This window comes from Achromobacter sp. 1012554356, from assembly GCF_059760815.1.
Genome location: NZ_JCBANC010000008.1, coordinates 1 through 20,241 on the forward strand (window position 1 = coordinate 1; position 20,241 = coordinate 20,241).

Below are 20,241 nucleotides of genomic sequence, written 5' to 3' on the forward strand. Positions count from 1 at the left end.
GCTGCTGGCCGCGCACGCGCGGCGGTTCGGGCGGGTCCGCGCGGGTCACCGGGTTGCGCTGGATGTCTTCAAGGATGCGCGCCAGCGGATCGTCCACGTCGGGACCGCTGGACTTGTTCAGGATCGCGATCAGCGGATCCTGCGCGATCTTGGGATAGAGGTCGAGCACCAGGCGGTACTGGTAATCGGCCACCGGCTTGAGCGTGAATACCTGCGGCGCCACGGGCTGCTTCAGGTCGAACACCAGCCGCACCACGTTCGGGCGGTTCTGCGCCACGCGCAGGCTTTGAATGTAGGGATCGTCGGGCCGGACCTTGGAGACCAGGTCGTTCAACGCGGCGCTGATGGTCAGTCCCTCAATATCGACCACCAGGCGATGGGGATTTTCGAGGGTGAATTGTTCGGCCTTGAGTTCGCTGTCGAGTTCCAGCGTGACCCGGGTGTATTCGTCGGCCGGCCAGGTCCGGACGGCCAGGATCGTTGCAGCCTGCGCCAGCCGAGGCACGACCGGCAGGACGAGCAGGGTGGCGGCGACGCTGATCAGGCGTCGGCGGGTGGCGCCTGCCGCGGGGAGGGCGCCGTCAGGGGCGGGGGGACAATCGCGTTCAACCATGTTTGTCCTCGGGCGGTGTACGCGGTCAGGGTGGCGTCACGTCCGTCGCCTGCATAAACCAGGCAGATCAGCAGGTCGGGCGGGGGTAAAAGACCTTCCGCCCGCTCCGGCCATTCGATCAAAACGACTGCGTCGTCACGCAGTAAATCTCGGAATCCTGCGTCCAACCATTCGCGCGCATCACTAAATCTATAAAAATCAAGGTGATAGAAGTATAAGTTAGAAACTTTATAGGTTTCAAGCAGCGCGTAGCTTGGACTCTTGATTCGGCCTGTGATGCCGCTTTCCCGCAACAATGCCCTGGAGAAGGCCGTTTTTCCTGCCCCAAGGTCCCCTTGAAGGTGAATACATGCGCCTGGCAGGCCGGTTTGGGCGCCGGTCACCATGGGCGCAAGCTGGCGTGCCAGCGCCTCGGTGGCGGCTTCGTCGGGCAGGTGCAGGGTCAGGGTGGCGAGAGGGGCGGACATGGCGCGGGAGCAGTGGTAAAAAACGAGGATCGGAGCACAGATGGGAGCAATTATAGGAATGCGGGTTTCTGCTAACCTATAACGATTGCTATTCTCAATAATGTCGCAACTGACGGCTTCCCGCCGCCCGCGACTGACGCCGCCACGGAGTTGTACGCGCCATGAAGACCCGGATCGAAAAAGACACGTTTGGCCCCATCGAGGTGCCGGAAGACCACCTTTGGGGCGCCCAGACCCAGCGCTCCCTGCATTTCTTCGCGATTTCCACCGAGAAGATGCCGGAACCGCTGGTCAATGCGATGGCGCGGCTCAAGCGCGCGGCGGCCAAGGTCAACGCCGACCTGGGCGAACTGGACTCCAAGATTGCGGACGCGATCATGCGCGCCGCCGACGAGGTGGTGGCGGGCAAGTGGCCCAACGAGTTTCCGCTGTCCGTCTGGCAGACCGGTTCGGGCACACAAAGCAACATGAACATGAACGAGGTGCTGGCCAACCGCGCCTCGGAACTGCTGGGCGGCGTGCGTGGCGAAGAGCGCAAGGTGCACCCGAACGACCACGTCAACCGCGGTCAGTCGTCGAACGACACCTTCCCGACCGCGATGCACGTGGCGGCCGCGGTGGAAGTCGAGCACCGCCTGCTGCCGTCGCTGAAGGCGCTGCGCGCCACGCTGGCGGCCAAGAGCGCCAAGTACTACGACATCGTCAAGATCGGCCGCACCCACCTGCAGGACGCCACGCCGCTGACGCTGGGCCAGGAACTGTCGGGTTACGTGGCGCAGCTGGATCTGGCCGAGCAGCAGATCCGCGCCACGCTGCCGGGCCTGCACCAACTGGCCATCGGCGGCACTGCGGTGGGCACGGGCCTGAACGCCCACCCGCAATTCAGCCCCAAGGTGTCGGCCGAACTGGCCCACGCCACCGGCACGGCGTTCGTCTCGGCGCCCAACAAGTTCCAGGCGCTTGCATCCCACGAAGCGCTGCTGTTCGCGCACGGCGCGCTGAAGTCGCTGGCGGCGGGCCTCATGAAGATCGCCAATGACGTGCGCTGGCTGTCGAGCGGTCCGCGTTCGGGCCTGGGCGAGATCAGCATTCCCGAGAACGAGCCGGGCAGCTCGATCATGCCGGGCAAGGTCAACCCGACGCAGTGCGAAGCCATCACGATGCTGGCCGCGCAGGTCCTGGGCAACGACGTGGCCATCAACATCGGCGGCGCCAGCGGCAACTTCGAATTGAACGTCTACAAGCCCCTGGTCATCCACAATTTCCTGCAATCGGTGCGTTTGCTCACGGACGGCATGGCCAGCTTCGACCAGCATTGCGCCGCGGGCATCGAGCCCAACCACGAGCGCATCGCTGAACTGGTGGACCGTTCGCTGATGCTGGTGACCGCGCTGAATCCGCACATCGGCTACGACAAGGCCGCGCAGATCGCCAAGAAGGCGCACAAGGAAGGCCTGTCGCTGAAGGAATCGGCGCTGGCCCTGGGTTTTGTGACCGAAGCGCAGTTTGCCGAATGGGTCGTGCCGGGCTCGATGACGAACGCGCACAAGCCGTCGTAAGCCGTCCCGCGTTACCGACGCCATGAAGATGGCCGCCCTTGCCGGGGCGGCCATTTTTCTTGCGCGTGGGCTAGATGCGGCCGGCCAGCAGCAGCCACATCGGGATCGTGACCGCCGAGAACAACGTGCCCAGTGAGATGAGCACGGCCACCATGCGGCCGTCACCGCCCATGCGCATCGCCAGCACGTACGCGGCCGACGCTGTGGGCAGCGCCGCAAACAGCAGCAGCATGCGCGCTTCGAGCGGGGGCAGGTTGAGCAGGTTCGCCACCAGCAGGGCGACTGCGGGCAGCGCGACCAATTTGACCGCCAGCATCCACGCGATCAGCGTGCCGTAGCCCTTGCCGCCCTCCCAGGCCAGGCTGGCGCCCACGCAGATGATGCCCAGCGCAAGCGCCGCCGCGCCCAACCGCGCGAACACCGTGTCGACGGGGCCGGGTAGCTGCAATCCCGCCAGATTGCAGGCCAGGCCGAGCAAGGTGGACGTTACCAGCGGATTGCGCGCGAGCTCGCGCAGGAGGTTGCCGCCGCTGTGGCGAGCCAGGCCGTAGACGGCGGCGACGTTGGCCATGGGCACTGCGAAGCCGACGATCAGCGCCATGACGGTCTGACCCTGCGCGCCCGCCAGGCTGGCTGCCAGCGCCAGGCCGATATAGGTGTTGAAGCGGTATCCGCATTGCGCGGAGGAGGCCAGGCCCAGCGACGAGGGCCGTAGCGCCAGGCCCGCCAGCCACGCCATTGCCACGCCGGCCGCCACGACCGCCGCGGTGGCCTGCAGCAGCAGCGCCGCGTTGCCCGCCGTGATGGGCGTGCGCAGGATCGATTGGAACAGCAGCGCGGGGAACAGCACGAAGTAGACGAGGCGTTCCGTGCCGGCAAAGAACTCGCGTGAGAAACCCAATTTGTGACGTAGCGCCCAACCCAGCGCGACCAGCATGAAATCGGGGAGAACCAGGAGTGCTACAGACATAAAGGCGTGGGTTTTCGTCTGGCGCCGGGAGGCGTCCGGCGCGCTATGCGGGTGTAAGCATTTGCTGCTATTCTCCGTCATTCTGGCGGGCGCGTGTGCCACAAGCAACCTATAAATGCGGCGTAGACACGCTGCGCACAAGCAATGCGCCCGCACCGTTATCTGCTGGTCCGTCTACAGGCGGGCACATCACACAACGGTCCGTCTACACACGGGCTCGCAATCTTGGAGGAAACACAACTATGAATAAGGTCCGCTCCCTGGCAGTGGCCATCGCCCTTGCTACCGGTGCTGCCGGCACGTTGGGCGCTTCGGTCGCGCACGCCGCAGACAAGTACCCCAGCAAGGCCATCCGCGTGATCGTTCCGTTCGCGCCTGGCGGTTCCACGGACATCATTGCGCGCCTCGTGACGCAGCGCATGAGCCAGGAACTCGGCCAGCCGATGGTCGTTGAAAACAAGGGCGGCGCTGGCGGCGCCATCGGTGCGGCCGAAGCCGCACGCGCGCCTGCCGACGGCTACACGCTGTCCATCGCCACCGTCTCCACGATGGCCGTGAACCCCGCCTGCCGTCCGAAGGACCTGCCGTACGATCCGATCAAGGACTTCCAGCCGGTCACCAACTTTGCCAACACCGCCAACGTCGTGGCCGTGAACCCCAAGTTCCCCGCCAAGGACTTCAAGGGCTTCATCGAAGAGCTGAAGAAGAACCCGGGCAAGTACTCGTACGGCAGCTCGGGCACGTGCGGCGTGCTGCACCTGATGGGCGAATCGTTCAAGATGGCCACCGGCACCGACATCGTGCACGTGCCCTACAAGGGTTCGGGCCCGGCGCTGGCTGATGCCGTCGGCGGCCAGATCGAAATCCTGTTCGACAACCTGCCGTCCTCGATGCCGCAGATCCAGGCGGGCAAGCTGAACGCCATGGCCATCGCATGGCCCGAGCAGATCGCCGCCGTCAAGGGCGTGCCGACCTTCAAGGACGCCGGCTTCCCGGTGCTGAACCAGCCCGTCTGGTACGGCCTGCTGGCCCCCAAGGGCACGCCGATGGAAGTTGTGAACAAGCTGCGTGACGCCGCCGTCGTGGCCCTGAAGGACCCGAAGGTCATCAAGGCGCTGGACGAGCAAGGCTCGGCGCCGTCGGGCAACACGCCGGAAGAGTTCGCCAAGGAAATCCAGGAACAGTTCAACTGGGCCCAGGACGTCGTGAAAAAGCAGAACATCAAGCTGGACTGATGCTGCGCGGGGCGGCCCAGTCTGCCCCCATCGACACAACAACGGGCGCCTTCGGGCGCCCGTTGTGCTTTGCGGGCCGCGCGCGGCTTGTCAGGCGGGCGCGTCCAGTCCTTCCAGCAATGCGGTGCACGCCGCGCGCAGGCGCTCGATCAGGTCACGGTGCAACGCCGACAGCGGATCCTGGTTGCGCGTCATGATGCTGATCGGCACGCGCAGCGCGGGTTCCAGGCGGCGCAGGGTCATGCCGGGACGCAGCATGGCACGCGCGGTGATGGCGTCGACGATGGCGTCGCCGCAGCCTGCGTCGACCAGCGCGCAGGCGACGTAATGCGTCTGCACCTGGATCGCGACCTGCGGCGCCAGGCCCTGCGCGTCCAGCGCCAGTTGCAGCAGGGCGCCCGATGCGTCGCCCGCGTCCAGCACGATGAGCGTGTCGCCGGAGTCGGTGGCGTCTGCCGGGTCAGACAAGTCCGACAGCCTTAGCGGCCCCTGCCCGGGCTTGCGGCTCAGGTGTACGAGTTCCGTGTGCCCCAGCCCCATGCGTGTGAGGCCGGGATAGTCGTTCGTGTCGAACGTGATCGCCAGGTCCAGCTCGCGCGTCAGCAGCCCTTGCACCAGTTCGGCGCTGTGGTGCGTGTGGATGTCGAAGGTGATGCCGGGCTGCGCATTGCGGCTGTCGCGCACGACGCCGGGCAACAGGCCAAGGCCGAGCGCGGGCGCGCAGCCCAGGCGCAGATGGCCGTTGGGACGGTCGCGCAGGTTGGTCGCCAGCCTGCGCACGCTGTTCAGGTCCTGGCTCAGCCGCGCGATCTCGGGCGTGAGGATCTCGGCCTCGCGCGTGGCGACCAGCCGGCCCTTTACGCGGTCAAACAGCTTGAAGCCCAGCTGGCTTTCCGCATGCGCCAGCAGCTTGCTGGCGGCGGGCTGCGAAATGTGCAGCGCGGCGGCGGCTTCGGTCAGGGATCCGGTGCGGCGGATCGCTTCGAATATCTCGATGTGGCGCAGGCGCATGGCGCAGATGGGGGGGATCCGAAACCGCGATTCTAAGCCGGATGGCGCGCACCGGGCGCCTGCCGCGCGACAGCGGCGCGGCCCTTTGACTATCATGGACGCCAGCCGGGTGTCCGGCGATCACCGGAGCCCTCCATGCGCCTACGCCGCCACGCCGCCCTGCTGCTCGCCGCCGCGATAGCCGGCCTGCCGTTCGTTTCCGCCAGTTGGGCGCGCACGCCGCCCGCGGCCGAGGACATCAATCCCGAGGCTGCCAGCGGCGTCCAGGCGCGCCAGCTCGTGCGCGCGCCGCACTTCATGATGGTGTCCGCCAATCCGCTGGCCAGCCGCGCGGGCGAAGCCATGCTGCGGCGCGGCGGCAGCGTGGTGGACGCCGCCATTGCGACGCAACTGGTGCTGAACCTGGTCGAGCCGCAATCGTCGGGCATCGGCGGGGGCGCGTTCATGGTGCTGTACTCCGCAGCGGACGGCCAGATCCGCACCATCGACAGCCGCGAGACCGCGCCCGCGGCCGCGCGGCCCGACCGCTTCCTGGATGCCGAGGGCAAGCCGCTACCGTTTGCGCAGGCCGTCAACAACGGCATGTCGGTGGCGGTGCCTGGCCTCCTGCGCGGTCTCGAACTGGCGCACAAGGCGCACGGCAAGCTGCCGTGGGCCGACCTGTTCCAGCCGGCCATTGAATTGGCGGAAGCGGGCTTTGCGGTGTCGCCGCGTTTGCATTCACTGCTGGCCGGCAACAAGGCGTTGCCGCAGCAGGCCGCGGCGGCCGCGTTTTTCTATGCGCCGGACGGGATGCCCTGGCCGGTGGGCCACGTGCTGAAGAACCCGGAATTCGCACGCACGCTGCGCGCGGTCGCCACGCAAGGCGCCGATGCGTTCTACCAGGGCGACATCGCGCGCGATATCGTGGCCGCCGTGCAGGGGCACGAGAAGCCGGGCGACCTCACTCTGGCGGACCTGGCGGGTTATCGCGCCAAGCCGCGCGACCCCGTCTGCGGCGCGTATCGCGGCTACCAGCTCTGCGGCATGGGACCTCCAAGCAGCGGACCCATCGCCGTGTTGCAGATCCTGGGCGAGCTGGAGCAGTTTCCGCTAAGCCGTTACGCACCGGGCACGGCGCAGGCGGTGCATTATTTTTCGGAAGCCGGCCGGCTGGCCTTCGCCGACCGCGACTTCTACGTGGCCGACCCGGACTTCGTGCGCGTGCCGGTGCGCGCCTTGCTGGACCCCGCCTACCTGCGCGCGCGCGGCGCGCTGATCCAGCCGGATCGCAGCATGAAGGTCGCGCTGCCGGGCGACCCGGAAGGCAAGCTGCTGTCGCTGGGCAAGGACAACGCGCTGGAATTGCCGTCCACCAGTCACCTCGTGGCCGTCGACGCGCAAGGCAACGCGCTCACCATGACGACCACCATCGAAAGCGAATTCGGCAGCAAGATCTTCGTGCGGGGTTTTCTGCTGAACAACGAGATGACGGACTTTTCGTCGTCGTTCAAGGATCCCGAAGGCCGGCTCGTCGCCAACCGCATCGAACCGGGCAAGCGGCCGCGCAGTTCGATGGCGCCGATGATGGTGCTACGCGATGGCAAGCCCTACCTGCTGGTGGGCTCACCGGGCGGCAGCGCGATCATCAACTACGTCGCCAAGACGCTCGTGGGCGTGCTGGACTGGAATCTTGATATCCAGTCGGCGATCGACCTGCCCAACTTCGGCAGCCGCAACAAGGAAACCGAATTGGAGAAGGGCACGGCGCTGGAAGCGCTGGCGCCGGAACTGGAGCGCATGGGACACCCGGTGCGCATCACCGAGTTTCCCAGCGGCATCCACGGCATCGTCATTGATTCGAAGGGCCTGCAAGGCGGCGCGGACCCGCGCCGCGAAGGGCTGGCGGTGGGCGGCTGACGGCGCTGCGGCCAAGACGTCAAGCTGAGCCCGGCTGAGACGCCTCGGCTAAGGCGCCTCGGCCGTGGCGCCACGCATCATTCCAGCGCCGACGGGTCCAGTTCCATCTTGGCCTCGCGGCGCCGCGCCAGCCAGGTCACGAACCACATCACCACGCCCAGCAGCAGCAGCCAGCCTGCGACCTGGTACTGGATGACGTCACGGCCCGTCAGCGGCGTGACAAGAAACAGGCACGCCGCGGCGCCCAGCCACGGGACGATGCGGTTGATGGAGAAGTGGCGGTGTTCGACCTTGTCGCGCCGCAGCACCAGCACGGCAACGTTCACGAACGCGAACACGCCTAGCAGCAGCAACGCGGTGGTGCCGCCCAGCGCGCGGATCGCCTGCGAATCGGCCAGGGCGACCAGGATGATCAGGCCGAAGGCCAACGCCGTCGTGAACAGGATGGCGGTCCACGGCGTCTGGTTCTTGCGGTGCACGTGGGCCAGAAAGGACGGCAGCACGCCCTGGCGCGACATGCCGTACAGCAGGCGGCTGGCCATCATCATGTTGATCAGCGCGGAGTTCGCGACCGCAAACATCGAGATGATCGGCATGATGTACTCCACCGGCAGGCCGGGCGCGGCGCGCTTGACCACCAGCACCAGCGGCGTGCTGCTTTTGGCAAGCTCGCCCACCGGCACCAGCGCGACGGCGCAGATCGACACCAGCACGTAGATGACGGCCGTGATGCCCAGGCCGGTCAGCATGACCTTCGGAAAGATGCGGCTGGGATCGTGCGTCTCTTCGGCCATGTTGACCGAGTCCTCGAAGCCCACCATGGCGAAGAACGCGAGCGCCGTGGCCGAGGTCACCGCCAGGAAGACGCTCTTGTCCTCGGGCGTGTCGAACGCGACGACGCGCGAGAAGTCCGCCTGGCCGCCGGAGATGGCGTAAAAGCCCAGCACGATGACCATCAAGAGGCCGGACAGCTCGATCAGCGTGAGGACCACGTTGGCCCGGACGCTTTCGGCCGCGCCGCGCAGGTTCACCAGCATGACCAGCAGCATGAAGCCCAGCGCGCCGATCGTGATCCAGCGCTTGTCGGCTTCGATGCCCATGGCGGCGAAGAGGTTCGCGGCAAAGGCCTGCGAAGCTGTGGCCGCGGACGTCAGGCCGGAACACATGACGGTGAAGCAGACGATGAACGTCAGGAAATGCACGCCGAACGCCTTGTGGACGTAGAGTGCGGCCCCCGCGGCGCGCGGGTATTTCGTGACAAGTTCCAGGTAGGACAGGGCGGTCAGCAGCGCCACGCCGAAGGCGACCAGGAACGGCAGCCAGGCCGCCCCGCCGACTTCCGCGGCCACTTGCCCTGTCAGCGCGTAGACGCCGGTGCCCAGGATGTCGCCAACGATGAATAGCAGCAGCAGCTTCGGGCCCATCACCCGTTTGAGCTGACCGTGGTCTTGTGAGTCGTTCGTGGCCATAGTCTTTTATTTCCTCTTATGTGGCTCGCCTTTTATGTGGCTCGGGACAGCGTGCAGATGCAACGCGAGGTGCAAAAAAGTCTAAGGCGGCAATCGGGCGGCTTGCTGAAACCAAATGTCTAAGTTGTTGCTCGCGGGGCGGCGGCGTTCTTGGGACGGTGTCAGACACCCGGGGGAGAGGGCCGTCAGCCTGTGACAGCGGTTTTGTGGGTGTCAGACACCTGGGCGTGTGACAGCGGTTTTGTGGGTGTCAGACACCTGGGCGTGGGACGGTGTCAGACACCCGGGGGAGAGGGCCGTCAGCCTGTGGCAGCGGTTTTGTGGGTGTCAGACACCTGGGCGTGCCTGGGCAAGCCTGCCCTGAAGGTGTCTGACACCCGTTCGGAAAGGCCGCTTAGCTGATACGGCGCCACGAGGGTGTCTGACACCTGGGCGTGTCTGGGCGAGCCTGACCTGAAGGTGTCTGACACCCGTTCGAAAAGGCCGCTAAGCTGATACGGCGTCACGAGGGTGTCTGACACCTGGCCAAGTGGAAACGCTGTCTCAAAAAAAAGCCCGGCGGGCGCCGGGCGGGTCATTGGTGCGGGGTCAGTCCTGGCCGGCAGGCGGCGCCAAGTCTGGCGGCAGCTTGCGCAGCGTGGCGGGCGTGCGCGACAGCTTGATGGGCGAGCCAACGCCCTTGTAGTCGCCCTGTTCCAGCACCATGCCACGGTGCCGCGTATGCGGGTGCGCGAGCGCCTGGTCAACCGTCTGCACGGCGGCGGCAGGCACGCCGGCGCGCAGCAGCTGGTCGGCAAGCGCGGCGGCCTCGTGGCGGGCCAGCAGGGCGGTGAGATCGTCGCGCAGGGCCTGGCGATGGCGCAGGCGGTCCGCGTTCGTGGCGTAGCGTGCATCCGCCGACAGCGCCGGGGCGTCCAGCGTCTGCGCCAGCATCGCAAACTGGCGGTTGTTGCCCACGGCCAGGAAGATCGGGCCGCTGGCGGTGGGCAACGTTTCGTACGGCGCAATGTTCGGGTGCGCGTTGCCGCTGCGCTGCGGCACCTTGCCGCTGTAGAAATAATTCGGCGCATGCGGGTGCAGCAGCGACAGCGCGCAGTCGTACAGCGTGATGTCCAGGAATTGCCCCAGGCCGCTGCGCGTGCGTTCGTTGAGCGCCAGCAGGATCGCCACCGCTGCGTTCAGCCCCGTCACCATGTCCACGACCGGCAGGCCCACGCGGGTCGCTTCGCCGTCCGCATCGCCGTTCACGCTCATCAGCCCGCACATCGCCTGCGCGCAGGCGTCGTAGCCGGGCAACCCGCCCAGCGGGCCGTCCGAGCCGAACCCGCTGACGCGGCAATGGATCAGCGAGGGGAAGGCCGCCTTCAGATCTTCGTAGCCCAGGCCCCACTTTTCCAGCGTGCCGGGCTTGAAGTTTTCGACCAGCACGTCGGCGTCGGCCAGCAGGTGGCGCAGCAGGTCCTGCCCGGCGGGCTGCGACAAGTCCAGCGTCATGCCGTCCTTGTTGCGGTTCACGCCGACAAAATACGAGGCCGTCTCGCCCAGAAAGGGCGGGCCCCAGCCGCGCGTCTCGTCGCCGCCGGGGGGCTCGATCTTCAGCACGTCGGCGCCGTGGTCGGCCAGGATCTGCGTGCAGTACGGACCGCCCAGCACGCGCGACAGATCGATCACCTTGCAGCCTGCGAGGGCGCCGGCATTGGGTAGGGTGTGAGCCATGGGCATTCTTCGCGTCAGTCGATGGAAACGTTGGCGCTCTGGATCAGCTCGCGCCACTTGGGGACTTCGGTGGTGATGAAGGTGGACAGGCCCTGCGGCGTCTTGTCCTGCGCTTCGACGATGCCCTGCATGCGCAGCGTCTGTTCGATCGCGGGATCGGACAGCGCCGTCTTGAAGGCCTGGTTCAGCGTGTTCACCACGTCGGCCGGCGTGTCCTTGGGCGCGACGATGCCGAAGAAGACGCTGACGTCATAGCCGTTCAGGCCTTGCTCGGACAGTGTCGGCAGCTCGGGCAGCGCATCGGAACGCTGCGCGCTGGCCAGACCGATGGCGCGCAGCTTGCCCGCCTTGATGTAGGGCAGCGCGGTCAGGATGTCAGTGAACGACATCGACACCTGGCCGCCCAGCAGGTCGTTCAGCGCGGGGCCCGTGCCCTTGTACGGGATGTGCATGATCTTGGTGCCGGCCATGCGGTTGAACAGGATGCCCGCCAGGTGCGACGACGCGCCGTTGCCGGACGAGGCGTAGCTCAGCTTGTCCGGATTCTTCTGCGCGTAGGCGATCAGCTCCTGCATGTTGTTGGCAGGCACCGACGGATTCACCACCAGGATGTTGGGCAGGTGGCCGATGCGGATGATGGGCGCGAAGCTGGTCTCGGGGTTGTAGTTCTGCTTCTTGTACAGGCTGACGTTGATGGCCAGCGGGCCGGACGTGCCGAACAGGATGGTGTAGCCGTCGGGCTTGGCGGAGGCCACGTATTCAGAGCCGATGTTGCCGCCCGCGCCGCTGCGGTTTTCGACGATGACGTTCTGCTTGAGCGGCTCGCGCAGCTTCTCGGCCAGGCGGCGTGCCAGCGCGTCGGTGGGGCCGCCGGGCGGGAAGGGAACGACCAGTGTGACCGGCCGCGCGGTGGGGTAGGCGTCTGCGGCAACGGCGGGGGTGGCCGCTATGGCGGCGGCGGCCGCCAGGAACAGGGGGGTGAAATAGCGTTTCATGCATGTCTCCAGTGGATGGCGCGCCGGCTGTGCCGCCGGCGTCGGGTAACTGCGGGATGTCTGACGGGGCTACAGCGCGTACTGCAGGATGGCCTGGCTGGCCGCGCTTTCGTCAGGCGGGATGGCATAGGGATCGCGCGGGGCCAGGCGGTGCAGCAGCACCTGGTCGGCCAGCCGCGCGCGGCTTTCCAGACCCGTGCCGGTGGCTTCCCAGCGAAGCGCAGCCATCGACACCGCGTGATACAGCAGCGATGCGGCTTGGCGGGCCAGCTGCGCATGGTCGCCTTGCGCGGCATGCTCCGCCAGCGCGTAGGTCTTTTCCAGGGCGCTGGCCTGCAGATCGGCCAGTTCGGGCGGGCAAGGCGCGCCATCAGCCAGCAGGCGGTCGATGTGGCTGCGCAGCGCCGGCAGGGAATTCTCTTTCTTGATGGCGCGCAGCACGTCCAGCGCGACAATGTTGCTGGTGCCTTCCCAGATGGAGCCCAGATGCGCGTCGCGCACCAGGCGGGGGTCGGTGAACTCCTCGATGTAGCCGCAACCGCCGCGCACTTCCATCGCGTCGCCGGTGACCTTGCGCGCATCGCGGCAGGCGCGGAACTTGATCAGCGGCGTCAGGATGCGCGCCAGCGCGGGGTCGGCCGCACCCTGATCGGCATCGGCCAGCGCGCGCGCCGTCTGGAACATGACGCTGCGCGCCTGTTCGGCCCACACGATCATCTTGACAAGCTGGCGCTGCATCAGCGGCATGTCGATCAGCCGCTTGCCAAAGGCGCGTCGGTGCTGCGACACGTAGACGGCTTCTGTGACGGCACGGCGCATCAGGCCCGCTGCACGCATGCCGTTGGACAGGCGCGAGTTGTTGATCATGTCGGCCATGTGCTTGAAGCCGCGGCCGCGTTCGCCCACCAGCCACGCCACCGCGCCTTCCAGGCGGATTTCGCCGCTGGCCATGGAGCGCGTGCCCAGCTTGTCCTTCAGGCGCAGGATGCGGTAGTGGTTATGCGTGCCGTCCGCCAGGTCGCGCGGCAGCAGAAAGAGCGACACGCCCTTCAGGCCGGGGACCGTTTCGCTGCGGGCCAGCACCATCGCAAAGCCGGCGTCGGGATTCGAGCAGAACCACTTGTCGCCGTGAATGCGCCACGTGCCGTCGTCCTGAGCCTCGGCCGTGACCTCCGTGGCGCTGACATCCGAGCCCGCGCCCTGTTCGGTCATGAACATGGCGCCCTGGCGCAGCGTGTCGAAATCCTGCGATGTCACCTGCGGCAGCACGCGCTCGACCAGTGCGGGGTCGCCGAACTTGCGCAGCGTGCGCGCCAGCGAGTCCGTCATGCTGACCGGGCAGCACAGGCCGAACTCCGCCTGCACGAAAAGATGGCTGAGCGCGTACTTGGCTGCTGCGGGCATGGGCTCGGGCCAGCCGAGCACGCCGCCCCGGTGGGACAGCGCGGCCAGGCCGAATTCGCTATAGGCCAGGCGTTCCAGTTCGACATACGCGGGATGCTTGTCGATGCGGGACTCGTCCGTGCCGGCGCGGCTGCGCACGGACAGCGTGGGCGGATGCTTGTCGGCCACGGAAGCCAGTTCGTCCATCACCCCGCCCGCCAGTTCGCCCAGCCGGCTCAGGTGCGGCAGCAGGTGTGCGTGCAGGGCGGGCGGCAGGTAGCGGCGGCTCAGCGCATCGGCGTACGGGTCGGCGCTGAACAGGTTCAGCCCGCGGGAATCCGGGACGGGCGTGGCGGTGGCGGCAACGGGCAAGACGGGGGTATCCATGGCGGCATCCGGGTCGAGACGGGAAGGTGTCCTATGGTGCGGGGCTTGATTCATCTACTCAAATACTGTTTTGATGTAGATCAATCCAAAACAAATATAGATGGGCCGTAAGGAGGGACATATGGACTTGGAACCCCGGCTGCTGCGCTACTTCATCGCCGTGGCCGAAGAGCGCCATTTCAGCCGTGCGGCGGCGCGCCTGCACATCTCGCAACCGCCGCTCAGCTATGCGATCCGCCAACTGGAGGAGAACATCGGCGCGCGCCTCTTGGCCCGCACCAGCCGGCACGTCGAGCTGACCGATGCCGGCCAGGCGCTTTACCACGAGGCCCTGATCCTTCTGCGCCAGGCCGAGGAGGTCCGCACGCTGGTGCGCCAGGTGGATGCGGGCCTGCGCGGCCGGCTGCGCATCGGCTTCGTGGGGTCGATGCTGTACCGGGGCCTGCCCGCGCTGCTGGCCGTGATGCGGACCGAACTGCCGGACGTGGAACACGTGCTGACCGAATTGAACTCGCATGACCAGATCGAGGCGGTACGGCGCGGCGAGCAGGACCTGGGCTTCATCCATGCCAATCCGGTGCCGGACGGTGTGCAGGCGCGCGACCTGATGGCCGAGCCCTTTGTCGTATGCCTGCCTGACGGGCATCCGCTGGCGCAGCGCACCTCGCTGCGGCTGTCGGAGCTGGCAGAGGATGACTTCGTCTTTTTCGCGCGGGCGGCCTCGCCCAGCTATTACGAGACGGTGCTGGCCATGTGCGTGTCGGCCGGCTTCATGCCGGCGATCCGGCATGAGGTGCGCCACTGGCTGAGCGTGGCGTCGTTGGTGTCGCAGGGACTGGGGGTGTCGATCGTGCCAGCGTGCCTGTCGCGTAGCGGGCTGGCGGGCACGCGGTTCATTGCGTTTGAACACGAAGCGCGCTCGATCAGCCAGGTGATCTGGCCCGATGCGGCGCGTTCGCCCTTGCAGGAGCGCGCGGTGGCCTTGGTGGCGCAGGCATTTCCGCCGTTGCAACCGCCCGCCGCGGTCCTGTCATAGGCGTGAGGATCAGCGGAACACGACGGTCTTGTTGCGGTTCAGCAGGATGCGGTGCTCGACGTGGCTGCGCACGGCGCGCGACAGCACCAGGGATTCGATGTCGCTGCCCACCTGCGTCAGGTCCTGCGCGGTCATCGTGTGGTCGACGCGCTCGATGTCCTGGTCGATGATCGGGCCTTCGTCCAGATCCGAGGTCACGTAGTGGGCCGTGGCGCCGATGATCTTCACGCCGCGCGCATGCGCCTGGTGGTAGGGGCGCGCACCCTTGAAGCTGGGCAGGAAGCTGTGGTGGATGTTGATCGCGCGGCCCGTCAGGGCGCGGCACATATCCGCCGACAGGATCTGCATGTAGCGGGCCAGCACGACCAGGTCGATGTTCGCCTCGTCGACGATCTTGAGCACCTGCTTTTCCTGCTCCAGCTTGGTGTCGGGCGTGACCGGCAGGTAGTGGAACGGGATGTTGTAGGTGGCGGCAAGGCCGGCGTAATCGTTGTGATTGGAGACGATGGCGGCCACTTCGGCATGCAGATGGCCGCTATGCACGCGGAACAGCAGGTCGTTCAGGCAGTGGCCCTGCTTGCTGACCATGATGAGCAGGCGTTCCTTGCGGCGCGCATCGTGCAGCTTGAGCTCCATGCCGTAGTCGGCGGACATCGCGTCCAGTCGGGCGCGCAGGTCGTCGGCGGCCACGCTGACCGGCAGGTCGAAGTGCACGCGCAGGAAGAAGCGGCCGGTCTCTTCGTCGCCGAACTGCTGCGAATCCAGGATGTTGCAACCCAGTTCGAACAACAGGCCGCTGACGCGGTAGACGATGCCGGTGCGGTCAGGGCAGGACAGGGTCAGGATGTAGTCGTTGTGCTGCATGGCGGAAATGGCTGAATGAGAGAAAGGGGGAGCGGGCGGTGATCAGGCGGACAGGCGCGCCAGGGTTTCTTCCGCCAGGGCCAGGCTGGAGGTCAGCCCGGGGGATTCAATGCCGAACAGGTTCACGAGGCCCGGCACGCCGTGCACGGCGGGACCCGCGATGACAAAGTCGGCGGCCGGCTCGTGCGGACCCGATATCTTGGGCCGGATGCCCGTGTAACCCGGCGCCAACGCGTCGTCCGGCAAGGCCGGCCAATAGGTGCGGACGGCTTCGTAGAACACCTCGGCGCGGGATGGGTCCAGCGTGTAGTCCTCGGTCCCGACCCATTCGGTGTCGGGGCCGAACTTGGCCTGGCCGCCCATGTCCAGCGTCAGGTGCACGCCCAGGCCGGCATGCTGGGGCACGGGGTAGATCAGCCGCGAGAACGGCGCGCGCCCGGACAGCGTGAAATAGCTGCCCTTGCACAGGTAATCGGTGGGGATGCTGTCGGCGGGCACGCCCTCGATGCGCCGCGCCAGGGCCGGCGCCTGCAGGCCGGCCGAGTTGATCAGCACGTTGCACGTCAGTTGCATGGCGTCATCGCCGCCGAATTGCAGTTCGAAGCCGCCTTCAGAACGCACACGCCCCGACACGAGCGGCGTATGGAAGACGCATTGGGCGCCCGCGTTTTCGGCGTCGCCCTGAAAGGACAGCATCAGCGCGTGGCTGTCGACGATGCCGGTGGACGGCGACACCAGCGCGGCGGTGCATTGCAGCGCGGGCTCCAGGCGCATGGCTTCTTCGCCCGAGATGTATTGCAGGTCGTCTACGCCGTTGGCGCGGGCGCGCTGGGCGATGCCTTCCAGTTGCGTAGCCTGGTCGGGGCTGGTGGCGACGATGAGCTTGCCCAGGCGCTTGTGCGGCACGCCCCGCTCGGCGCAATACGCATACAGCAGATGCTTGCCGCGTACGCAGAGCCGCGCCTTCAGGCTGCCGGCGGGGTAATAGATGCCGGCGTGGATGACTTCGGAGTTGCGCGAGCTGGTGCCGGTCCCGATGGCCTCGGTGGCCTCGGCCACCAGCACCTCGCGGCCGGATTGGGCCAGCGCGCGGGCAATTGCCAGCCCGACCACGCCGGCGCCGATGACGACGCAATCGACATCGACGCTCATGATTTGGCCTTTTCGGCGCGGGTGCCGGCCGGCGTCAGGTCGAAGCCGCCGGCGTGAAACACCAGCGGCGGCTCGCCACTATGTCCGCAACGTTCGACTTCTCCGACCATGATGACGTGATCTCCCTCGACGTATCGGCTGCGGCTGCGGCATTCGAACCAGGCGGCGCAGTGGCCGTCCAGCATGGGCGTGCCGCCCGGTGCGTAGTGCACCTGCAGCCCGGCATAGCGGTCCGGCGTCTTGCCGGTTGCAAAACGCCGGGCCAATGCGATCTGGTCCGCACTCAGCACGTTCACGACGTAGCGCTCGCACTGTTCGAAAGCCTCTAGCGACGACGAGCCCAGCGACAGGCTCCACAGCACCAGCGGCGGGTTCAACGAGACCGAATTGAACGAGCTGACCGTCAGGCCGATGGGGGCGCCGTCCAGGCCGGCGGTCGTCACGACCGTCACGCCGGTGGCGTAACGGCCTAAAGCGGTGCGAAAGAAGACGGAATCGAAATCAGGGGAGGAGGCGGACATGCAGTAGACAGTTCGGTCGGGCGCGGGAGGCGCCCGGCGTGGGGACGCCCCGCGTCGGGGCGCCTGTATCAGGGAGACAGGCGTTCGATCTTCCAGCCCGCACCGTCTGCGACGTAGCGCAGGCGGTCGTGCAGGCGGGACGGCCGGCCCTGCCAGAATTCAAAGGCGGTGGGCTTCAGGCGATAGCCGCCCCAGTGTGGCGGACGCGGCGGCTGTTCGCCGAAACGCTCGCGGAATTCCTTTTCGCGGGCTTCCAGCTCTTCACGGGTGATGGGCTGGCTTTGGCGCGAGGCCCAGGCGCCGATGCGCGATCCGGCCGGGCGGCTATGGTAGTAGGCGTCCGATTCTTCGGCCGCCACCTTTTCCACCACGCCTTCGATGCGGACCTGGCGCTCGAGCGGCTGCCAGAAGAACAGCAGGCCGGCGCGCGGCTCGGCTTGCAGGTCCAGGCCCTTGCGCGATTCGTAATTGGTGAAGAACGTGAAGCCTTGGTCGTCAAAGCCCTTGATGAGGACAATGCGGGCACTGGGCTGGCCGCTGGCATCCACCGTCGCCAGGGTCATGGCGTTGGGTTCTGGCACCTTGGCCGCCAGGGCCTCGTCGAACCAACGGGTGAATTGCTCGAACGGAGAGGGGGCGGCCTGGCTTTCCAGGAGCACATTCTTTTCGTAGCTTTGACGCAGATCAGAGACGGACATGGTCTTAGGGGTTCAGCGTTGATAACAGGGAGTTTATACCGCCTGGGAGACCGGCCCCTCATTGACCCCGCGCAGGCCCCGGGCAAGTTCGCCGCGCCTGCCTGCCCGCCTGGCGTCAGGGGCCCTCGGGCAACGGGTGGCCGTCCAGTTCCAGCCGGCGGGCGATCGCGTCGAGCCGGGCGTCGTGAATGCCGGCGGACCGCAGGGCCTGGGCGGTCTGCACCACGTAATCCGTGCAGGGGCCGTAGCGGCCTGCCGCGCGGCGCACGATCTCCAGCAGTTCGGGCTCGGGCAGGGCGCGGATATAAGCCGGATTGCTGCGGTTCATGATGAAGACCAGCGCGCGGACGACCCCTTCGTCCGTGGCGCAGTTGATCCAGCGGGGCAGATAGGCGCCCGTGGACATCTCGCGTTCCCAGAGGGCGGGAAAGTAATTGGGGACCTGGTTGCCGGCCAGGCGATAGACCACGCCCCGGCAGGAACCGCCGCGGTCCAGGCCGAACACCAGGCCCGGGCATTCGGGCGTACCCCGGTTCACCCGCGACCACAGGCAAAGCGCCCGATGGTGGCCGCGCAGGGTGGCCAGGCGCCGTTCCTGGAAGTCGAAATCCGGCCGCCAGATCAGGGATCCGTACCCGAATACCCACACGTCTTCCCCGGCCTGCCAGTGTTTGAGCGCGTCGTCGAGCGAGGCTTGGCGTTCTTCTGCCGTCCAGAGCCGGAAGGGCAGGGACGCGCCGGAGATGTCGGTGGGGGAGGACTGCTTGTTCACAACTACGTTTTCCGTTCAGGCTCGTGCGGAGGATTTCGATTGGCCCAGCCCCCGGCCATCAGCGCCACGGAGTAGGCCCAGAAAAGCGGGGCAACGCCAATTACCGCACCCAGCGCGCCGAAGGTCAACGGCAGGGACACCTGCGAGCCGTTGATCAGCGCCATGCGCAGGCCCACGGCCTCGGCGGCGCGGCCCGGCGGCGAGTATTGGTGCAGCAGGGACAGCATGCTGGGTTGGCAACAGCCCAACGCCAGTCCCAGGATGAAAGACAGCACGATCAGCACGGTAACGTCGGTGAACAGCGGGTAAAGCATGAAGTCGATGGCCGCCGTTGCCATGGCCACACGCACCAGCGTCCACGACCGCACCCGGCGCTGAATAAGCGGCAAAGCTAGCCGGATGACGAAGGTTGCCGCCGCGAACGAGGCAAGAATGACGCCGATCGTGGTGGCGGACAACCCGATCGCGACGCCGAAGATCGGCACGACGAACAGATGGGTATCCCACGCGCCGGACAAAATGGTGTTCACCATCAGGATGCGGCGCAGCGCGGGCACGGCCAGCAATTCGGTCACACGGCGGCGCTGGGCCTCGCGCACGCCGGTGATGGCCGCGTCGACGGCCTTCAACTGATGCCGCAGCGCGTACAGCCCGACTCCGGAGAGCAAGGGACCGACGGCGAGGATGCCAAATGCCGTGCGCGTGCCCAGGTGGTCGATGGCCAGGCCGGCGATCAGCGGACCGGAAAAGCCCGAGCCCGCCAGGGCCAGAGACATGAACGAGAAATTGCGTAGCCGCTGCTCAGGTTCGGCGTGGCCTAGCAGGTCCTGCGTGGCGACCTGATGCAGCATGAAGCCGATGCCAATGCAGCAGGACGCGACCAGCAGTGCGGACTGCGTCTGGGAGATGGAGGGCAATAGCGTGCCGAAGGCGACCAAAGTGGTGCCGATGACGAGCGGGCGCACGATGCCGACCCGGTCCACCCACCGTCCCGCGCGCACCGAAAACAGCATCGGCAACACGGCAAACACCGCGACCAGCGTCCCGACCGTGAATGTGGACAGCCCCATCTGCAGCGCTGTCAGGGAAACGGTGATCCGTCCCCCGGTCAGTGCAACGTGATTCATCATTGCCAGCAGGCACAAAAGCACCGCCCCGGAAAACTCCGGGGAACTGGATGGCGAGGAGGGGGATCTGTTGGAGGTAGACACGGCTTAACTGCAGTCATTCTGTTCGTAACATCCGGCTATGTCGAGGCGAGGCGTTTTTGCGCTGCAGCGGACAGTGTCTAGTCACTTTGCGAAGTTAACGGTCTCTACCGGACAAGTCTTGCGCTTATTCGGCAAGATGACGGCACGTTCGCGGCAGGTGCGGTAAAACGGTTCCGCAACAGCCTTGGGATCGTTGTATCGTTCACGCAACGGAACCCTCCGCGCGGTGCAATCCGCCTACGCTTTGCACCGCTTGTTTGCAGCATTACCAGCGCCGCCCGTG

At 66.7% G+C, this 20,241-nt stretch carries 18 protein-coding genes; 4 read left to right on the forward strand and 14 right to left on the reverse strand.

What is annotated here, in order from left to right:
* Positions 1–613, reverse strand: a 613-nt coding sequence (locus AC6LJW_RS05440; RefSeq protein ID WP_498086699.1) for an AMIN domain-containing protein, incomplete at its 3' end; no start/stop codon positions are given.
* Positions 541–1,080 carry a tRNA (adenosine(37)-N6)-threonylcarbamoyltransferase complex ATPase subunit type 1 TsaE gene (gene tsaE, locus AC6LJW_RS05445; protein WP_427987193.1) on the reverse strand — a complete coding sequence of 180 codons (540 nt, stop codon included), beginning with the start codon at positions 1,078–1,080 and terminating at the stop codon, positions 541–543. The genes AC6LJW_RS05440 and tsaE, both read right to left, overlap by 73 nt.
* A gap of 161 nt (positions 1,081–1,241) precedes the next feature.
* Between tsaE and fumC the strand changes: the two genes are divergently transcribed.
* Positions 1,242–2,639, forward strand: coding sequence for a class II fumarate hydratase (gene fumC / locus AC6LJW_RS05450; protein ID WP_056569025.1), 1,398 nt, complete (start codon positions 1,242–1,244; stop codon positions 2,637–2,639).
* 70 nt (positions 2,640–2,709) lie between these two features.
* Here fumC and AC6LJW_RS05455 read toward each other — a convergent pair whose 3' ends face one another.
* Positions 2,710–3,609: an AEC family transporter gene (locus tag AC6LJW_RS05455; protein ID WP_056569022.1), complete on the reverse strand. Its 900-nt coding sequence runs from the start codon at positions 3,607–3,609 to the stop codon at positions 2,710–2,712.
* A gap of 242 nt (positions 3,610–3,851) precedes the next feature.
* Here AC6LJW_RS05455 and AC6LJW_RS05460 point away from each other — a divergent pair, with 242 nt between their 5' ends.
* Positions 3,852–4,844, forward strand: a complete 993-nt coding sequence (locus tag AC6LJW_RS05460) for a tripartite tricarboxylate transporter substrate binding protein BugE (RefSeq protein WP_056569019.1) — start codon at positions 3,852–3,854, stop codon at positions 4,842–4,844.
* Positions 4,845–4,934: 90 nt separating this feature from the next.
* Here the strand turns inward: AC6LJW_RS05460 and AC6LJW_RS05465 are convergent, their stop codons facing one another.
* Positions 4,935–5,855 (reverse strand): LysR family transcriptional regulator, encoded by a 921-nt coding sequence (locus tag AC6LJW_RS05465; RefSeq protein WP_056569018.1) that lies wholly within the window; start codon positions 5,853–5,855, stop codon positions 4,935–4,937.
* 135 nt (positions 5,856–5,990) lie between these two features.
* Here AC6LJW_RS05465 and ggt point away from each other — a divergent pair, with 135 nt between their 5' ends.
* Entirely contained in the window at positions 5,991–7,754 is a 1,764-nt protein-coding gene (gene ggt / locus AC6LJW_RS05470; RefSeq protein ID WP_056569015.1) for a gamma-glutamyltransferase, read from the forward strand.
* A gap of 77 nt (positions 7,755–7,831) precedes the next feature.
* Here ggt and AC6LJW_RS05475 read toward each other — a convergent pair whose 3' ends face one another.
* From AC6LJW_RS05475 to AC6LJW_RS05490, 4 genes are all read right to left on the reverse strand, one after another.
* Entirely contained in the window at positions 7,832–9,223 is a 1,392-nt protein-coding gene (locus tag AC6LJW_RS05475) for an APC family permease (RefSeq protein ID WP_056569012.1), read from the reverse strand.
* Positions 9,224–9,811: 588 nt separating this feature from the next.
* The gene (locus AC6LJW_RS05480; RefSeq protein ID WP_498086701.1) at positions 9,812–10,939 is read right to left on the reverse strand and encodes a CaiB/BaiF CoA transferase family protein; all 1,128 of its coding nucleotides are present in this window, start codon (positions 10,937–10,939) and stop codon (positions 9,812–9,814) included.
* A 14-nt stretch (positions 10,940–10,953) separates the two neighbouring features.
* Positions 10,954–11,934 carry a Bug family tripartite tricarboxylate transporter substrate binding protein gene (locus AC6LJW_RS05485; protein ID WP_498086703.1) on the reverse strand — a complete coding sequence of 327 codons (981 nt, stop codon included), beginning with the start codon at positions 11,932–11,934 and terminating at the stop codon, positions 10,954–10,956.
* A gap of 69 nt (positions 11,935–12,003) precedes the next feature.
* Positions 12,004–13,704 (reverse strand): acyl-CoA dehydrogenase family protein, encoded by a 1,701-nt coding sequence (locus AC6LJW_RS05490; RefSeq protein ID WP_498086705.1) that lies wholly within the window; start codon positions 13,702–13,704, stop codon positions 12,004–12,006.
* A 121-nt stretch (positions 13,705–13,825) separates the two neighbouring features.
* Between AC6LJW_RS05490 and AC6LJW_RS05495 the strand changes: the two genes are divergently transcribed.
* Positions 13,826–14,740, forward strand: a complete 915-nt coding sequence (locus tag AC6LJW_RS05495; RefSeq protein ID WP_056569000.1) for a LysR family transcriptional regulator — start codon at positions 13,826–13,828, stop codon at positions 14,738–14,740.
* 9 nt (positions 14,741–14,749) lie between these two features.
* Here the strand turns inward: AC6LJW_RS05495 and purU are convergent, their stop codons facing one another.
* The 6 genes from purU to AC6LJW_RS05525 all read right to left on the reverse strand — a co-directional run bounded on the left by purU (position 14,750) and on the right by AC6LJW_RS05525 (position 19,958).
* Entirely contained in the window at positions 14,750–15,604 is an 855-nt protein-coding gene (purU, locus tag AC6LJW_RS05500; RefSeq protein ID WP_056568997.1) for a formyltetrahydrofolate deformylase, read from the reverse strand.
* A gap of 42 nt (positions 15,605–15,646) precedes the next feature.
* On the reverse strand, positions 15,647–16,756 hold the full coding sequence (locus AC6LJW_RS05505; RefSeq protein ID WP_498086707.1) for an NAD(P)/FAD-dependent oxidoreductase: 1,110 nt from the start codon (positions 16,754–16,756) through the stop codon (positions 15,647–15,649).
* Positions 16,753–17,277 (reverse strand): flavin reductase family protein, encoded by a 525-nt coding sequence (locus AC6LJW_RS05510; RefSeq protein WP_056568991.1) that lies wholly within the window; start codon positions 17,275–17,277, stop codon positions 16,753–16,755. The genes AC6LJW_RS05505 and AC6LJW_RS05510 overlap by 4 nt, the downstream gene beginning before the upstream one ends.
* 68 nt (positions 17,278–17,345) lie before the next feature.
* A complete protein-coding gene (gene pdxH, locus AC6LJW_RS05515; RefSeq protein WP_056568987.1) occupies positions 17,346–17,975 on the reverse strand; it encodes a pyridoxamine 5'-phosphate oxidase in 630 nt (209 codons plus the stop codon).
* A 115-nt stretch (positions 17,976–18,090) separates the two neighbouring features.
* On the reverse strand, positions 18,091–18,747 hold the full coding sequence (locus tag AC6LJW_RS05520; RefSeq protein WP_498086709.1) for a gamma-glutamylcyclotransferase: 657 nt from the start codon (positions 18,745–18,747) through the stop codon (positions 18,091–18,093).
* A 2-nt stretch (positions 18,748–18,749) separates the two neighbouring features.
* Positions 18,750–19,958: an MFS transporter gene (locus AC6LJW_RS05525; RefSeq protein ID WP_498086711.1), complete on the reverse strand. Its 1,209-nt coding sequence runs from the start codon at positions 19,956–19,958 to the stop codon at positions 18,750–18,752.
* Between the last annotated feature and the right edge of the window lie 283 nt (positions 19,959–20,241).

Bases quoted from the DNA above. Each gene is read 5' to 3' on its own strand.
- AC6LJW_RS05510 (WP_056568991.1), bottom strand. From the start codon at position 17,277: ATGTCCGCCTCCTCCCCTGATTTCGATTCCGTCTTCTTTCGCACCGCT.
- AC6LJW_RS05465 (WP_056569018.1), bottom strand. From the start codon at position 5,855: ATGCGCCTGCGCCACATCGAGATATTCGAAGCGATCCGCCGCACCGGA.
- AC6LJW_RS05480 (WP_498086701.1), bottom strand. From the start codon at position 10,939: ATGGCTCACACCCTACCCAATGCCGGCGCCCTCGCAGGCTGCAAGGTG.
- tsaE (WP_427987193.1), bottom strand. From the start codon at position 1,080: ATGTCCGCCCCTCTCGCCACCCTGACCCTGCACCTGCCCGACGAAGCC.
- AC6LJW_RS05495 (WP_056569000.1), top strand. From the start codon at position 13,826: ATGGACTTGGAACCCCGGCTGCTGCGCTACTTCATCGCCGTGGCCGAA.
- ggt (WP_056569015.1), top strand. From the start codon at position 5,991: ATGCGCCTACGCCGCCACGCCGCCCTGCTGCTCGCCGCCGCGATAGCC.
- AC6LJW_RS05455 (WP_056569022.1), bottom strand. From the start codon at position 3,609: ATGTCTGTAGCACTCCTGGTTCTCCCCGATTTCATGCTGGTCGCGCTG.
- AC6LJW_RS05460 (WP_056569019.1), top strand. From the start codon at position 3,852: ATGAATAAGGTCCGCTCCCTGGCAGTGGCCATCGCCCTTGCTACCGGT.
- AC6LJW_RS05485 (WP_498086703.1), bottom strand. From the start codon at position 11,934: ATGAAACGCTATTTCACCCCCCTGTTCCTGGCGGCCGCCGCCGCCATA.
- purU (WP_056568997.1), bottom strand. From the start codon at position 15,604: ATGCAGCACAACGACTACATCCTGACCCTGTCCTGCCCTGACCGCACC.
- AC6LJW_RS05505 (WP_498086707.1), bottom strand. From the start codon at position 16,756: ATGAGCGTCGATGTCGATTGCGTCGTCATCGGCGCCGGCGTGGTCGGG.
- fumC (WP_056569025.1), top strand. From the start codon at position 1,242: ATGAAGACCCGGATCGAAAAAGACACGTTTGGCCCCATCGAGGTGCCG.
- AC6LJW_RS05475 (WP_056569012.1), bottom strand. From the start codon at position 9,223: ATGGCCACGAACGACTCACAAGACCACGGTCAGCTCAAACGGGTGATG.
- pdxH (WP_056568987.1), bottom strand. From the start codon at position 17,975: ATGTCCGTCTCTGATCTGCGTCAAAGCTACGAAAAGAATGTGCTCCTG.
- AC6LJW_RS05490 (WP_498086705.1), bottom strand. From the start codon at position 13,704: ATGGATACCCCCGTCTTGCCCGTTGCCGCCACCGCCACGCCCGTCCCG.